At 64.4% G+C, this 16090-nt stretch carries 14 protein-coding genes; 9 read left to right on the forward strand and 5 right to left on the reverse strand.

What is annotated here, in order from left to right:
* The 5 genes from FLO80_RS22940 to FLO80_RS19540 form a co-directional block, all read left to right on the forward strand.
* A partial coding sequence (locus FLO80_RS22940; RefSeq protein ID WP_188078360.1) for an SGNH hydrolase domain-containing protein occupies nucleotides 1–236 on the forward strand: 236 nt, incomplete at its 5' end.
* Nucleotides 237–325: 89 nt separating this feature from the next.
* On the forward strand, nucleotides 326–1990 hold the full coding sequence (locus FLO80_RS19525) for a pentapeptide repeat-containing protein (protein ID WP_111366541.1): 1665 nt from the start codon (nucleotides 326–328) through the stop codon (nucleotides 1988–1990).
* 117 nt (nucleotides 1991–2107) lie between these two features.
* The gene (locus FLO80_RS19530) at nucleotides 2108–2641 is read left to right on the forward strand and encodes a fasciclin domain-containing protein (protein ID WP_111366539.1); all 534 of its coding nucleotides are present in this window, start codon (nucleotides 2108–2110) and stop codon (nucleotides 2639–2641) included.
* Between the two features lie 169 nt (nucleotides 2642–2810).
* Nucleotides 2811–3878 carry an AI-2E family transporter gene (locus FLO80_RS19535; RefSeq protein ID WP_111366537.1) on the forward strand — a complete coding sequence of 356 codons (1068 nt, stop codon included), beginning with the start codon at nucleotides 2811–2813 and terminating at the stop codon, nucleotides 3876–3878.
* On the forward strand, nucleotides 3878–4552 hold the full coding sequence (locus FLO80_RS19540) for a P-loop NTPase family protein (protein WP_111366535.1): 675 nt from the start codon (nucleotides 3878–3880) through the stop codon (nucleotides 4550–4552). Before FLO80_RS19535 ends, FLO80_RS19540 begins: the two co-directional genes overlap by 1 nt.
* 114 nt (nucleotides 4553–4666) lie before the next feature.
* On the opposite strand, the gene FLO80_RS23055 is transcribed toward FLO80_RS19540, so the two are convergent.
* The 3 genes from FLO80_RS23055 to FLO80_RS19555 are packed head-to-tail and all read right to left on the reverse strand — an operon-like array spanning nucleotide 4667 to nucleotide 6400.
* Nucleotides 4667–5116, reverse strand: coding sequence for a hypothetical protein (locus tag FLO80_RS23055; protein WP_223145520.1), 450 nt, complete (start codon nucleotides 5114–5116; stop codon nucleotides 4667–4669).
* 26 nt (nucleotides 5117–5142) lie between these two features.
* Nucleotides 5143–5430 carry a DUF4258 domain-containing protein gene (locus FLO80_RS19550; protein WP_146611042.1) on the reverse strand — a complete coding sequence of 96 codons (288 nt, stop codon included), beginning with the start codon at nucleotides 5428–5430 and terminating at the stop codon, nucleotides 5143–5145.
* Nucleotides 5431–5452: 22 nt separating this feature from the next.
* Nucleotides 5453–6400: a helix-turn-helix domain-containing protein gene (locus FLO80_RS19555; protein WP_111366531.1), complete on the reverse strand. Its 948-nt coding sequence runs from the start codon at nucleotides 6398–6400 to the stop codon at nucleotides 5453–5455.
* A gap of 307 nt (nucleotides 6401–6707) precedes the next feature.
* Here FLO80_RS19555 and FLO80_RS19560 point away from each other — a divergent pair, with 307 nt between their 5' ends.
* Both FLO80_RS19560 and FLO80_RS19565 read left to right on the forward strand, forming a co-directional pair.
* Complete coding sequence (locus FLO80_RS19560) at nucleotides 6708–8882, forward strand: RNA degradosome polyphosphate kinase (RefSeq protein ID WP_111366529.1); 2175 nt, start codon at nucleotides 6708–6710, stop codon at nucleotides 8880–8882.
* A gap of 284 nt (nucleotides 8883–9166) precedes the next feature.
* On the forward strand, nucleotides 9167–9697 hold the full coding sequence (locus tag FLO80_RS19565; protein ID WP_111366527.1) for a glutathione peroxidase: 531 nt from the start codon (nucleotides 9167–9169) through the stop codon (nucleotides 9695–9697).
* A gap of 21 nt (nucleotides 9698–9718) precedes the next feature.
* Here FLO80_RS19565 and FLO80_RS19570 read toward each other — a convergent pair whose 3' ends face one another.
* Complete coding sequence (locus FLO80_RS19570) at nucleotides 9719–11842, reverse strand: malate synthase G (protein WP_111366525.1); 2124 nt, start codon at nucleotides 11840–11842, stop codon at nucleotides 9719–9721.
* Nucleotides 11843–12013: 171 nt separating this feature from the next.
* Nucleotides 12014–12739 carry a YrbL family protein gene (locus tag FLO80_RS19575; RefSeq protein WP_111366523.1) on the reverse strand — a complete coding sequence of 242 codons (726 nt, stop codon included), beginning with the start codon at nucleotides 12737–12739 and terminating at the stop codon, nucleotides 12014–12016.
* Between the two features lie 184 nt (nucleotides 12740–12923).
* Between FLO80_RS19575 and pepN the strand changes: the two genes are divergently transcribed.
* Together pepN and FLO80_RS19585 are read left to right on the forward strand one after the other, a co-directional pair.
* Complete coding sequence (gene pepN, locus FLO80_RS19580; protein WP_111366521.1) at nucleotides 12924–15473, forward strand: aminopeptidase N; 2550 nt, start codon at nucleotides 12924–12926, stop codon at nucleotides 15471–15473.
* A gap of 6 nt (nucleotides 15474–15479) precedes the next feature.
* Entirely contained in the window at nucleotides 15480–15944 is a 465-nt protein-coding gene (locus FLO80_RS19585) for a hypothetical protein (RefSeq protein ID WP_111366519.1), read from the forward strand.
* The last annotated feature ends 146 nt before the right edge of the window (nucleotides 15945–16090 follow it).

The raw sequence follows: 16090 nt of genomic DNA on the forward strand, positions 1-16090 counted from the left end.
CCCTCKCCGACCGGCCCGGCGACCAGGCCCGCGCGCTCTTTGCCCGCGCCCTCGCCGAAAGCGGCCTGCCCGCCGGGCGCGTGCGGATCGTCGACCCCGCCGAGAGCTTCTGCACCGACGAGACCTGCGGCCTCGTGCGCGACGGCGCCCTGCTCTACTCCGACGGCAACCACCCCAGCCTTCCCGGCATCGACCTGATGCTGCCCCCCATCGTGGCCTCGATCCTCACCCGCTGACCGCCCCGCCCGGGGATCGCCCGCCTTCACCCTTGATCCCACGCCCATATCCCGCAAGGGTTGCCGAGGTGCAGGTGAAAGGGCGTGCGATGGATGACAAGCAGCCGAAAGACCTCCTCGACTGGATGGCGCTTTCCAAGGCCCCCGACTGGCGGGTCGCGCGTCCGCTCGGGCCCCTCGTTGCCCTCTTTCTCGCGCTGCTGATCGCGGGGGCCTATGCCGCCGCCTTCTTTCTGATCTACGGCGTTCTCTTTGGCAGGGGCGAGGCCAGCCTCGGCACAGGCGCCCTCATCGCCGCCCTTCTCGGCGCGCCCTTCGTGATCTGGGGCACGGTGCTGAAACACCAGACCGTGCGCTACCAGAAAGAAGGCCACATCACCGACCGGATCAACAAGGCGGTGGAACAGTTGGGGGCGGAGAAGACCGTCAAGAAGGACGGCGACGAAACCACCAAACCCAATATCGAGGTCCGCATCGGCGCGATCCTGTCGCTGGAGCGCATCGCACAGGATTCGACCAGCCACGACAACGGCCGCGACCATGTGCGGGTGATGGAAATCCTCTGCGCCTATATCCGCGAGAACTCGAACGCGCGAAAGCCGGTGGATTTCCCGCTGATCGACTGGGAGCCGCTGAAAGCCGACGCAACCGAGGAAGAACGCACCGCGCATCTGGAATGGCGCAAAGCGCGGTTCGGAAATATTGTTGACAGCAACGCCCGGGAATGGGCGCAAAGCCTGCCCAAGCCCCGCACCGATGTGCAACTCGCACTGACGGTGATCGGGCGGCGCAACGCGCAGCAGCGCAGGGTCGAAGCCGCATGGCCAGATCCGCCGACCGAGACGACTGTCTGGCCCTTCGACAGTGATTTCGCGCGCCTGCCGGATGACCCGGGCGCGGACGCGCTGAGCAAGGCGGAACTGGATGCGTTCATGGCGAGCCTCCGGGAGTGGAAAGCGACGCTCGATGCCTATCGCGGCTATCGGCTGGACCTGAGCGGGGCCAACCTGCAACGTGCCGACATGGCCGCGAAACAGCCCGACGGCTCGGACGCGGTGTTCGCTGGCGCCCAACTGACCGAGGCGCGGATGGAGGGCGTAGTCCTCGTCGGCGCGCGCATGGTAGGAGCAACCCTCGGCGGAACACGCATGGAGGGGATAAACTTTGTCGGGACGCGCATGGAAGGGGCAACCCTCGGCGAGGCGCGGATGGAAGGGGCAGCCCTCGGCGGGGCGCGCATGGAAGGGGCAGCCCTCGGCGGGGCGCGCATGGAAGGGGCAGACCTCTGGGGCGTGCGGATGGAAGGGGGGGTTCTTTTCGAGGCGCGGATGGAAGGGGGGTTGCTTTTCGAGGCGCGGATGGAGGGGGCGGGCCTCAGTAAGGCGCGGATGGAGGGGGCGGGCCTCTTCGGAGCGCGGATGGAGGGGGCGGATTTCAGCGAGGCGCGGATGGACAGCCACACAGGCCTCCACGACGCTAAGCTGCAAGGTGCTGCGCTGCGGAATGTGGATTATTCATCCGTGGGAATCACACAAGAACAGGTCGACGCGACCTTCGGCGATGCCAGCGTGACCCTGCCCAAACGCATCACCCGCCCCGTCCATTGGCCTGACTGGGAATTGCCGAACCGCCCCATCCATCGGATTGGCTGGGAATTGCCCCCATTTGACGAAACCACTTTCTACACCCAATGGCGCAAATGGCTCTCCAACCCCGCCACCTACACCCCACCCCCCAAACCCACCTCCAACTAGCCCMCCCCAAATCACACTCCCSTGATCCCGTGATCCGCACCCGAGCAGCCCCCGTAACCCTTCACGTGTGGCCGCACAGGAAACGACAACGCAATCACCTGACACGAGGAGGTCTTCATGACCCGTTTCACCAATTTCATTGCCGCGTCCGCCACCGCCATCGCGGCGTTCGGTGCCGCCCTGCCTGCGCTGGCCGGCGGTCACGGGATGAAAAACATCGTCGAAATCGCCGCCGGGGATGAGCGGTTCAGCACGCTCGTCGCCGCCGTCACCGCCGCCGATCTCGGCGAAACCCTTTCGGGCGAAGGCCCGTTCACCGTCTTCGCCCCGGTCGATGATGCCTTCGCCGCCCTGCCCGAGGGCACGCTCGAGGGGCTTCTCGAACCCGGCATGAAGGACGATCTGACCAACGTGCTGATGTATCACGTCGTCTCCGGCGCGGTGATGTCGGGCGACATTCCCATGGGCACGATGGCCTCGGGCACGGCGCTTGACGGCGCCAATCTCTGCGTGACGCGGGGCGAGGGCGTGATGCTCGACGACGGCTCCGGCATGATGGCCAATGTCATCGTCGCCGATATCGAGGCCAGCAACGGCGTGATCCACGTCGTCGACAAGGTTCTCCTGCCGGGCAACGACCCGGACTGCTGATCATCCGCTGATCGGCCCGGGCTCGCCCGCGCGGTGAGACGCCCCGCCCTCCCCCGGGGGCGGGGTTTTTCGTGGCATCCCGCCGACGGCAGGCCAGAACAGGCTTGATTTGCCCGGCCCCAGCGGCGACATAAGGTGCGCAACGGGCAAGGGATCACGCGGGGAACACATGGCGCTTCCGGTCAGGGATCAGGTCAGGTACTGGGGCATCGCCGCGGTTGTCTTCGTGGTGGTGCTGTGGGCGCTGGGCGACGTGATCCTGCCCTTCGTGCTGGGCGGCGCCATCGCCTATTTCCTCGATCCCGTGGCCGACCGGCTCGAACGGCTGGGCGCATCGCGCGGCGTCGCGACCGCGATCATCACCATCGTCGCCACGCTCGTCTTCATCCTCATGGCCCTGCTGGTCATCCCCACGCTGGTGCAACAGGCGATTGCGCTGTTCAACACCGCGCCACAGCTGGCCCAGGATCTCCAGGCGTTTCTCACCGAGCGTTTCCCGTCACTGGTCGACGCCGACAGCACCCTGCGCAAATCGCTTCTCGCGGTGGGCGAAAAGGTCCAGGACCGCGGCGGCGAGCTTCTCGAAGCGGTGCTGAGTTCGGCCGCCTCGATCATCAATATCGTGCTGCTCTTCGTGATCGTGCCGGTGGTGGCGGTCTACCTGCTCTATGACTGGGACCGCATGGTCGCCCGCATCGACGCGCTCCTGCCGCGCGATCACGCGCCGGTCATCCGCCAACTCGCGGCCGAGATCGACACCGTGCTGGCCTCGTTCATCCGCGGCATGGGCACGGTCAGCCTGATCCTCGGCACCTATTACGCCGTCGCCCTTATGGTGGTGGGGCTGCAATTCGGGCTGGTCGTCGGCTTTGTCGCGGGCGCCCTCACCTTCATTCCTTACGTCGGCGCGATCCTTGGCGGGGCACTGGCCATCGGCCTCGGGCTGTTCCAGTTCTGGGGCGAGTGGATCACGATCGGACTGGTTGCCGCGATCTTCGTCGCCGGACAGGTGGCCGAAGGCAATGTCCTCACCCCCAAACTCGTCGGAGGCTCGGTCGGCCTGCACCCGGTCTGGCTCATCTTCGCGCTGTCGGTTTTCGGCACGCTGTTCGGTTTCGTGGGGATGCTGGTGGCGGTGCCGCTCGCCGCCACGCTGGGCGTTCTCGCCCGGTTCGGGATCGAAAGCTACCGCTCAAGCCGCCTCTATCGCGGGCTGGATTCGCAGGACGAACCGTGATGGCCCGACAGCTTCGCTTCGACCTCCCCGTCCGCACCGCGCACGGGCGCGAGGATTTCTTCGTCTCGCCCGCCAATGCCCAGGCCGTCGCCATGATCGAGGGTTGGGCCGACTGGCCCGGGCGCAAGCTCGCACTGCTCGGGCCGTCGGGCGCGGGCAAGACCCATCTCGCCCATGTCTGGGCCGCCCTGTCGGGGGCCACGATCGTCGCCGCGCAGGATCTCGCCGGTCACGACATCCCTCGCCTCGCCCGCACCAGCCTCGTGATCGAGGACGTGCCGATGATCGCCGGTGACATCCGCGCCGAAGAGGCGCTCTTTCACCTGCACAACCTCGCGCTGGCCGAAGGGCACGCGCTGCTCTTCACCGCCCATACCGCGCCCGCCCGCTGGGGCCTTGCCCTGCCCGACCTGCAAAGCCGCATGGAAGGCACCACAGCCGTGATCATCGCGCCGCCCGATGACGATCTGCTCGCGGCGGTGCTGATGAAACTCTTCACCGACCGCCAGCTTTCGCCCACCCCCGACACGATCCCCTACCTGCTGCGCCATATCGACCGCAGCTTCGACACCGCCCGGCGGATCGTGGCGGCACTGGACGAGGCCGCGCTCGACCAGGGGCGCGAGATCAACCGCCGCCTCGCGATCGAACTGGTGGGCAGGCTGGCAGGCTGAGCCTCTTGCACACCCTTGCAAACATTCCTCTGGGTTGGGGAAAGATGGAGGGGCAGGTGCGTTGTTGCGGTGGAGCGGACAAGACCAACGTTCCGGTCAAGATACTGCACTTGGTCAAGTCTCTTTCAGGCGCTGATCCAGACGTTGAGCCAGATCACGAAGCTCCTTGACGACCATTGCGATGGTCTCATGCGCGGCATTGCTGGCTCGACCAGAGAGATAAGGACCGACCGGAGGCAGGTTGTCGTAAACCGGAGCAACATGCGAGAATGTCTTTTCCGTTTTGATGTCGGCAATCCGCCCACCATTCACACCAAACCATGCGGCGATGTCATGTTGTCGGTCACCGCGCGCCAACATGCCCTTGGCGATGGCGGCATCCTCGTCGTTCAGCGTGATCCCGCTACGTTCTGCTTTGGCGGTCTTTCTCCCCTTCCGGCTTTCGAAAAAGCATTTCGCCTCGGGGTTTCCATCAAGAAATTTCTCTACCATGTTCTTCCCCTTTCTCTTTATCGCATCGGTGACAATCAGACGCCCCGCGGGCTTTTTACCCTTGGCCTTCATCTCCAAACTCCTGTTTCAGTGCTAAATCAGTTGTACTCACGGGCCTGCCGCAGCAGGTGCCATTGCTTGCTCGGTCGGGCGTGGTAGGCCGTGACAATCATATCACCTGCGACAATCACACGTTTCCCTACTAGCCGACGGAGCTTATGCGCTTGGCGTTTCAACCAGGCTTCCGCCTCCCGAACATCCTTCTCCCGCATGAGATACCCGCCCTCGACTTCTGTGCCGATCGCCATGATCAACTCCGCATCTCCGTCGCGAAAGCCGCGTTGGGCAAACCGCATGGCTGCATGCGGTGTCAGTTTCAATTTCATTGCGTTTATGGCCTCCTCCCTTTCAGAAGTCATCTTCATCGCCCTTCTCGGGCGCGCGCCTTTTCCTGACGGGCTCCCGCGCCTTGTTGACAAGCGTAGCAGGGTCCAACTCGCTCGTCGTTTTCAAGACGTCATCGGCCTCTTTCTTCACCCACGCCGCCCGTTCGTCTTGCGTGGCTTTGCGGATATCGCCCGGCATTTCAGCAAGCGCGACCTTGCCGTCGAGGATCAGACGGCGCGCGTTCTCATCCTCGCCCAGAATATCGACCAGTTCCTCGATACCGACCCCGTAGCGTGGCGCGTCGTCATCATCCCATGCGACGCCTTCTTCATTTGGCAGGCCGGTTTCGGACAGCCTCGCGTTGAGGAAGCGCGCAAATGGGTTGTCCTTGGCACTGTTCTCATCCCAGTGCCCCACGCGCACGGCGAACAGATCACGGTGTTCGATTGAGCTTTCTTCGGCCTCCAGCAGCTCCTGATCGTCTGGATTCCATGATGCGTGCAGCCGGTTGCGAAGGTGTCGGGGAGCGGAACCTTCGATTTTGACAAGTGCATCCTTAAGCGCTTGCAACTCTAGGCGCCGCTCCTTGAGAGATTGCTCGGCCATGATCGCAAACAAAAGCGGAGCGACTTCGACAATCTGTTGCCGGGTGACGCCATAGCGGCGAGCGACCAATGCCAGCGCGTTGCGACAGCCCGTGTCGAGAACCATCGAAATCTGATCCCGCCGTGCAGCCTCTCCGCCCGCAGCGGTTTCGGGCAGGGGGCCCTCGGCGCAAATCTCAGTCGGCGTGACGCCCAACGCCTCGCACAGTTTAGCGAGCTTGTCGCTCCGGATGTTCTCGATCCTACCGGTCTTCCAGCGAGACAGGGTACCGACGTCCGTGCCGATCTCTCCCGCCAGTTCCTTCTGGCTGCGCGGATAGCGGTCGAGCAGGTCACTCAGGCGATTTCGATTGATCTTGGTCATTGGCTTCTCCAGCGCTTATGAGATTTCATCATGAGCTTAATAAACATCTTTTAAAATAGGCTTTTATTGAAAATTCTTGCATAAAATTCTGTACTTGAATCAATGGTTCTTAAATTTCGCCTATTTAATGCTCATTCATGGCGCGACGCACAGTGAAACCGATCGCTCCCAAACTCATCATGCCAATCACCCCACATATCGCAGCCCCGCACCCCCACCCACCCGCGAGCACTGGACAACCCTCCCCACAGGGCGCACACTCGCCCGTCGTCACCCAACCGTTACAAGAAACCCGCATAACGCCCCCATGCCGAACGCAGATTTTCTCGCCAACCCGTTCATCGACCCGACCGATATGCCCGATCTCGACATCACCGGGCCGGGGCGCTTTTTCAATCGTGAACTGAGCTGGCTCGGGTTCAACTGGCGCGTGCTCGAAGAGGCGGAGAACCCCCGCGTGCCGCTGCTCGAACGGCTGCGTTTCCTGTCGATCTCGGCCAATAATCTCGACGAATTCTATACCGTGCGCGTGGCTGGCCTGCGCGAACTGGCCCATGGCGGCGTGACCACCCCCGCCGCCGACGGGCTGAGCCCGGCCGAACAGCTCAAGCTGATCAACGCCGAGGCCCGCAACCTCATGGCCCATCAACAGGCCACCTATGACACGCTCTCCAGCGAGATGCAGGACAAGGGCATCTCGATCTGCACCCGTGAAACCCTGTCCAAGAGCGACCGCACGCACCTCTCCGAGGTCTTTCTCGCCCGCGTCTTTCCCGTGCTGTCGCCGCTGGCCATCGACCCCGCGCATCCCTTCCCCTTCATCCCCAACACCGGCTTTGCCCTCGCGCTGCAACTCGAACGCAAGCGCGACAAGCGCGAATTGAAGGCGCTCTTGCCGATCCCGCACCAGATCGACCGCTTCGTGCCGCTGCCCGCCAAGGAGGGCCTGCACCGTTTCCTGCCGCTCGAGGAACTGCTGCTCGACAATATCGATTCGCTCTTCCCGGGCTACGCGCTCAAGGGCCATTGCGCCTTTCGCGTGCTGCGCGACAGCGACCTCGAAGTCGAGGAAGAGGCCGAAGACCTCGTGCGCGAATTCGAGACCGCACTGAAGCGCCGCCGTCGCGGCGAGGTGGTGCGCATGAAGGTCTCGGCCGACGCGCCGCCCGCGCTTCTCGACCTGATCAAGCGCGAACTCCATGTCTCCGATGACGAGGTGGTCGAGATCGACGGGCTGATCGGCATGGCCGATCTCGACGAGCTGGTGCTCGATACCCGCCCCGACCTGCTCTGGCCGTCGTTCACGCCGCGCGTGCCCGAACGGGTGCAGGATTTCGACGGCGACATGTTCGCCGCGATCCGCCAGAAGGACATGCTGCTGCATCATCCTTATGAAACCTTCGACATGGTGGTGCGTTTCCTCGCGCAGGCCGCGCGCGATCCCGACGTGGTGGCGATCAAGCAGACGCTTTATCGCACCTCGCGCGACAGCCCCATCGTCGACGCGCTCTGCGAGGCCGCCGAGGACGGCAAATCCGTCACCGCGCTGGTCGAGCTCAAGGCCCGCTTCGACGAAGCCGCCAATATCCGCCAGTCGCGCCGACTGGAGCGGGCGGGCGCGCATGTGGTCTATGGCTTTCTCGACCTCAAGACCCATGCCAAGATCTCGACCGTGGTGCGCCGCGAAGGCGACCGGCTGGTGACCTATACCCATTACGGCACCGGCAATTACCACCCGATCACCGCGCGCATCTATACCGATCTCTCGTTCTTCACCTGCGATCCGGCGCTGGGGCGCGACGCCACCAAGGTGTTCAACTACCTCTCGGGCTATGCCCAGCCCGAAAGCCTCGAAAACCTCGCGATCTCGCCGCTCTCGCTCAAGCCCCGCCTGCTCGAGATGATCGAGGCCGAGATCGCCCATGCCGAGGCCGGCCGCCCGGCCGAGATCTGGGCCAAGATGAACGCGCTCATTGATTCCGAGGTGATCGACGCGCTCTATGCCGCCTCGCGCGCGGGCGTGAAGATCAGCCTCGTGGTGCGCGGCATCTGCGGGCTGCGCCCCGGCGTCCAGGGCCTGTCCGAGAATATCCGCGTGAAATCCATCGTCGGGCGATTCCTCGAACATTCCCGCATCGTGTGTTTCGGCAACGGCAAGGGCCTGCCGCATAAAAAGGCGCGGGTCTTCATGTCATCCGCCGACTGGATGGGCCGCAACCTCAACCGCCGCGTCGAAACCCTCGTCGAGATCGGCAACCCCACCGTCAAGGCCCAGATCACCGAACAGATCATGGCCGCCAACATGGCCGACGTGGCGCAAAGCTGGGTGATGACCCCCGACGGCCATTTCGCCCGCGCCGCCCCGCCCGAAGAGGGGCTGGCCTTCTCCTGCCACCGCTTCTTCATGGAACACCCCTCGCTTTCGGGTCGCGGCACCGCCGGCGCCGCCGACGTCCCGCAACTGACCCACAGCGAGGATTGAAGCGCGGCGCAAGCCGCCCGGAACAGCGGCGCAAGCCGCCCGGGCAGCGCCCGACCGCCCCCCGGGCGGGCGCTTTTCACCACCTGACCACCGACAATCGTCGGAATATGTGGCACCATAAAGTGCCTCTCAAAACCGGTGCAAGCGCCCACCCGCGGCCGGGCACCGCCCTTCCGTCGAAAGGTCCGCCCACGGTTTCAAACCACCACCACCCACCCCCGGCCCAACCGCCAAACTGATCCACTCCGCCCCCTGCCCCGTAACCTGACCAAAGGAGGCCCGCCATGATCCGCATTCTCGCCCTTACCGTCGCCATCCTGCTGGGCACCAACGCCCACGCCCTCGACCTCGAAACCCCCTTCGAGTCGATCGACGGCGGCACGCTTTCCATCGAGCAATGGGCCGGGCGGCCGGTTCTCGTCGTCAACACCGCCTCGCGCTGCGGCTACACCCCGCAATATGACGGCCTGCAAACGCTCTATGACCGCTACCGCGACCGGGGCCTTGTCGTGCTGGCCGTGCCGTCGAACGATTTCCGACAGGAACTCGCCACCGATACCGAGGTCAAGGAATTCTGCGAGGTGCAATTCGGCCTCGACCTGCCGATGACCACCATCACCCATGTGCGCGGCCCCGACGCCCACCCGTTCTATGCCTCGCTCCGCGCCGAGGCCGGGTTCACCCCGCGCTGGAATTTCAACAAGGTGCTGATCGGCCCCGAGGGGCAGGTCGTCGAAACCTACGGCGCGCGCACCGAACCCCTCTCGCGCGGCATCACCGCAGAGATCGAGGCGCTTCTACCGCCGGGCACCTGAGGGGTAGTACCTGAACCGGGCCTACCCCTGCGCCTTGAGCTCCAGCCGCCGCCGGTGCAACACCGGCTCGGTATAGCCCGAAGGCTGCACCCGCCCGCGAAACACGAGGTCACAGGCCGCCTGAAACGCCAGCCCGTCAAACCCGGGCGTCATCGGGCGATAGGCAGGATCGCCCGCGTTCTGCCCGTCCACCACCTTGGCCATGCGCTTCATCGCCTCCATCACCGCATGCTGATCCGCCACCCCGTGATGCAGCCAGTTGGCCAGCGCCTGGCTTGAAATCCGACAGGTCGCCCGGTCCTCCATCAGCCCCACATCGTTGATGTCGGGCACCTTGGAACAGCCCACCCCCTGATCGATCCAGCGCACCACGTAGCCCAGGATGCCCTGCGCGTTGTTCTCGATTTCGCGGGTCAGCTCCTCACCGCTCAGGTTGCGGCCCGTCATCACCGGGATGGTCAGGAGATCGTCCAGCGTCCCGCGCGGCCCGCCTGCCGCGATCTCGTCCTGCCGCGCCAGCACGTCAATCTCGTGGTAATGCGTCGCGTGCAGCGTGGCCGCCGTGGGGCTCGGCACCCAGGCACAGTTGGCCCCCGCCTTCGGATGGCCGATCTTCTGGTCGAGCATGTCGCCCATGAGGTCCGGCATCGCCCACATCCCCTTGCCGATCTGCGCCCGCCCGCGCAGCCCGCAGGCCAGCCCGATATCGACATTGCGATCCTCGTAGGACGTGATCCAGGGCTGCGATTTCATCTCGCCCTTGGGCAGCATCGGCCCGGCTTCCATGTTGGTGTGTATCTCGTCTCCCGTCCGGTCGAGGAACCCGGTATTGATGAACGCCACCCGGTGTTTCGCCGCCCGGATACATTCCTTGAGGTTGACGCTGGTGCGCCGTTCCTCGTCCATGATGCCCAGTTTCACGGTGTAGCGCGGCAGGCCCAGGAACCCTTCGACCCGGGTGAATATCTCGTCGGCAAACCCCACTTCCTCGGGTCCATGCATCTTGGGCTTGACCACGTAGACCGAGCCATGGGCGGCATTGCGCCCCCGGTCATGCATCGCGATCAACACCGTGATCGCCGCATCCATCAACCCTTCGGGCACTTCGTTGCCATCGCGGTCGAGGATCGCCGGGTTGGTCATCAGATGCCCCACGTTGCGCACCAGCATCAACGACCGCCCCTTGAGCACCCGCGCCGCACCGTCCGCCCCGGTGAACTCCAGGTCGGGGTTGAGCACCCGGGTGAAGGTCCGCCCGCCCTTGCTCACCTCCTCGGCGAGGCTGCCATCCATCAGGCCAAGCCAGTTGGAATAGGCCAGAACCTTGTCCTCGGCATCGACACAGGCCACCGAATCCTCGCAATCCATGATCGTGGACATCGCCGATTCCAACCGGATATCGTTGATCCCCGCCGGATCGTTCTGGCCGATCTCGCCTTCAGGCTTTACATCAAGAACGATGTGCAAGCCATTGACTTTCAATACGATACCGCTTGGCGAATCCGCGTCGCCCATATGCCCCGCGAACTGCCCCGCATCCTTCAGCGCCGGGACGAGCACACCGCCCGCAAGCCCGAGCGCGCGCACATCCGCCCATGACCCCCGCGCCAGCGGCACCACCTTGTCGAGATGCGCCTTGGCCCAGGCGATCACCCGCGCCCCGCGGGCCGGATCATACCCACCGCCCTGCGGCAGATCGCCCAGCGCGTCGGTGCCGTAAAGCGCGTCATAAAGCGAGCCCCAGCGCGCATTGGCGGCATTGAGCGCAAAGCGCGCATTGGTGATCGGCACCACCAGTTGCGGCCCCGGCACCTCGGCAATCTCGGGATCGACGCCCTTGGTCTCGATGCTGAAATCCGGCCCCTCGGGCACGATATAGCCGATCTCCTCCAGAAACGCCCGATAGGCGGCCGCGTCATGCCCATGACCCTTCCGCTCCAGGTGCCAGGCGTCGATCTGCGACTGGATGTCTTCACGCAGGGCCAGAAGCCTCCGATTCTCGGGGCCAAGCTCATGCACCAGCGCCGCAAGCCCCGACCAGAACGCGTCAACCTCGACCCCCGTCCCGGGCAGCGCGCGCGCCTCCACGAAAGCGACGAGCCGCTCATCCACCTGCAACCCGTGCTTCTCGATCCGTTCGCTCATGACGCCCTCCTTCGCGGCAATTCAGCCCATGTTTAGCCAAGAGATTACCGGGCGGCAACAAAACTGGTTATGTTTTTTTACCAATCAGGAGGAAGGATTATCAAACCAATCCGAATAATCCGCGGCTCCCGCGCAATTTCACGAAAGATGCACCCCGCCCGTCATCGCGCATCAGCCTTCCACAAACCGGTGCGCCACCGGGTCCCAGACGAGATCGAAATGCCGGGCGATCTTGGCGAAACTCCGGCTATGGCCCCGCTTCATCGCGCGTTCCGACCATGTTCGGATCGGAATGGCGAAATTGTCGCCGATCCCGTCGACCAGCACGAATTGCGGCCGCCCGTCGCGGATGCCGTAACTCACGTTGAGCATGTTCATGTCGGTCGTGCGCACCTTCCAGCTCAGCAGGCGTTGCGCGAAATCGTTCAGGAGCGGAACATGCTCGCGCCCGAACGCGCCGCTCTCGCGCATGCTCAAAAGGTTCGGCCCGATCACCCCCGCACCGTCTTGAATCCGCTCGACGATCGACGCCGACCCGAGATCGGTCTCGACAAAGCCGAGCATGCGCGGAATCGGCAGATCGCCCTCGGCCGTGCCGACCCGCGTCTGCACCGAGATATAGCACTCAAACTCCTTGAAAATCGCCCGCATCCGCGTCGACGGGAACATCCGAAGGCTGCACCCGCGAAACCCCTTGAGCCTGATTTCCGACAGGTCGAGCAGAACCTTGAACAGAACATCCGGGTAATCGGGGTGAAAATACACCGCCCGGTCATTCCCGCGCGCCACGCGATCACGCCCCGACAACGCGATCTTGTTCACCGGAATACAAAACTTGCCAGATTCGCCCGAGACCTTGAGCACACCTAAATCCTTGACCTGCGCCGGAAGAGGCATTCCAAAATACCGTTATCAAAGTGTCACAAACCGCGGCCAAAGCCAATTGCCACGACAGGCATAAACCCGCCTGCGCGGCTCATGCGCCACGCGTTGCGGGCCACGCACGCGCAACGGATCACCCATTGAAGCCGCGCGCATCCGCCCCTAACGTCCCCCAACCCGACCCCGAAGGAGAGACCGCATGAAAGACGCCAGCCCCCAAACCGTCTATCTCAAGGATTACACCCCCTTCGGCTTCACGGTTGATGAGGTCGAACTGACCTTCCGCCTCGCCCCTTCGGCCACCCGCGTCCTCTCAAAGATCCGCTTTTCGCCGAACCCCGACGCCCCCGACCGGCATTTCTTCCTGCATGGCGAAAACCTCAAACCCGTCTCGACCCGGATCGACGGCGCCGAGATCACCCCGCGCCATGTCGAGGGCGGCATCGAGATGGACGCCCCCGACACCCCCTTCACCTTCGAGGCCGAGGTCGAGATCGACCCCGCCGCCAACACCGCGCTCGAAGGGCTCTACATATCCGGGGGGATGTATTGCACCCAATGCGAGGCCGAGGGCTTTCGCAAGATCACGTGGTATCCCGACCGCCCCGACGTGATGGCGCCGTTTTCCGTGCGCATCGAGGGCGACGTGCCGGTGATGCTCTCCAACGGCAATCCCGGCGCATCCGGCCCCGGCTTTGCCGAATGGCACGACCCCTGGCCCAAGCCCGCCTATCTCTTCGCCCTCGTCGCGGGCGATTTGCGCAATCACCCCGACACGTTCACCACCATGTCGGGCAAGACGGTCGATCTCAACATCTGGGTCCGCCCCGGCGACGAGGGCAAATGCGCCTTCGGCATGGAGGCGCTCAAGAAATCCATGACATGGGACGAAAAGGTCTATGGCCGCGAATACGATCTCGACCTCTTCAACATCGTGGCGGTCGACGATTTCAACATGGGCGCGATGGAGAACAAGGGCCTCAACATCTTCAACTCCTCCTGCGTGCTGGCCAGCCCGGAAACCGCGACCGACGCCAATTTCGAACGGATCGAGGCGATCATCGCGCATGAATATTTCCACAACTGGACCGGCAATCGCATCACCTGCCGCGACTGGTTTCAACTGTGCCTCAAGGAGGGGCTGACCGTCTTTCGCGACAGCCAGTTCATCGCCGACATGCGCTCCGCACCCGTGAAACGCATCGAGGACGTGATCGCGCTGCGCGCCCGCCAGTTTCGCGAAGACAACGGCCCGCTGGCCCATCCCGTGCGACCGCAAAGCTTTGTCGAGATCAACAATTTCTACACCGCCACGGTCTATGAAAAGGGCGCCGAACTCATCGGGATGCTGAAAACGCTGGTGGGCGACGCGGCCTATGCCCGCGCGCTCGACCTCTATTTCACCCGCCATGACGGCGACGCCGCCACGATCGAGGATTGGCTCAAGGTGTTCGAGGATGCCACCGGTCGCGATCTCTCACAATTCAAACGCTGGTATGATGACGCCGGAACGCCGCGCCTCTCGGTCAGCGATGACTTCGGCGACGGCCGCTACACGCTGACCTTCCGCCAGCACACGCCCCCCACCCCCGGCCAATCCGACAAGGCCCCGCGCGTCATCCCCATCGCCGTGGGGCTGCTCGGTCCCAATGGCGACGAGGTGCTGCCCACCACCGTGCTCGAAATGACCGAACCCGAGCAAAGCTTCACCTTCGACGGGCTCACCGCGAAACCCGTCCCCTCGATCCTGCGCGGCTTCTCGGCCCCGGTAATCCTCGACCACGCGAGCGACAACGCCACCCGCGCCTTCCTGCTCGCGCATGACACCGACCCGTTCAACCGCTGGCAGGCGGGCCACGATCTCGCGCTCGACTGCCTCATCGCCATGATCCGCGACGGCGCCGCCCCCGATGCGGGCTATCTCGACGCGCTGCACCGTCTCATCCGCGACGATGAACAGGACCCGGCCTTCCGCGCCCTCGCCCTCGGCCTGCCCTCGCAGGACGAACTGGCCCAGACGCTCCACGATCACGGCCACACCCCCGATCCACAGGCGATCTGGGAAGCGCTTGAAACCCTCAAACAGGCCCGCGCGCAGGCATTCCACGACACCGCCACGCGGCTTTACGCGCAATACCAGGTGGATGCGCCCTATGCCCCGGATGCCACGCAATCCGCCGCCCGCAGCCTTGCCAACGCCGCCATGGCGATGCTCACCCGGCTCGACGGCGGCACGCTGGCGCAGAAACAATTCGACAGCGCCGACAACATGACCCAGCAGCTCTCCGCGCTCTCGGCACTGATCTCGGCGGGGCGTGGCGATGACGCCGTGCGACGGTTCCACGAACAATGGAACCATGACCGCCTCGTGATCGACAAATGGTTCTCGGTCCAGATCGCCAACGCCCCCCCCGACAAGACCGCCGAAACCGCCGAGACCCTCACCCGGCACCCCGATTTCACCATCCGCAACCCCAACCGCTTCCGCGCCACGCTGGGCGCGCTGACAATGAACCCGGCGGGCTTTCACCACGCCTCGGGCAAGGGCTATGCGCTGCTCGCCGATCACCTGATCGCGCTCGACCCGCTCAACCCGCAGACCACCGCCCGCATGTGCACCGCGTTCGAGACGTGGCGGCGCTACGATTCCGACCGGCAGGCGCTGATCGAGGCCGAACTGCACCGCATCCTCGCCACGCCGAACCTCTCGGGCGACACCACCGAGATGATCACCCGCATCCTCGGATGACCCGGCATGAGTGATCGCCCCCCCGATCCGCCCCCGCTGCCCCCGGGCTTTACCCACGAAAGCCACGGGCGCAGCCGCGCGGCCCTGATCACCCTCGCCCTCACCTATGCCACCCTCATCGCCCTCGTCATGCTCATCGACATGGCCTGGTGGATCGCGCTCGGCTTCGCGCTCTTCACCCTGCCGGCACTCTGGGAATTCATCACCAACCCCCGCGCCACGCTCACCCTCGATGATCGCGGCCTTGGCTGGCAGACCCGGACCACCGGCGACAGCCTGCCGCTCGCGCTGATCGACAAGGTGCGCTTTGACACGCGGCTCGATCTCTCGGTGCGGATCACCCTCATCCTGCGCGACGGGCGCAAGATCCGCCTGCCCCACGCCGCCACGCCGCCGCATCGCCCCTTCGAGGACTTGCTCAAGGCGCACGGCATCCGCACCGAACGCCACCACTTCTCCCTGATCGGCTAGGCGGAGACCGGGCCGCGACCCATCGGCAGCGTACGCTGCATTTACTGAATATCCCGTTAAGAATTGCTGCAACGCGGCGGTGCACGCATCGCAGCCGCACAACAGCCGGAGATCACCCCCCCGATTTTTCCGCGAAAAATCACGTT

It is taken from the genome of Aquicoccus porphyridii (assembly GCF_008369105.1).
GTDB lineage: Bacteria > Pseudomonadota > Alphaproteobacteria > Rhodobacterales > Rhodobacteraceae > Aquicoccus > Aquicoccus porphyridii.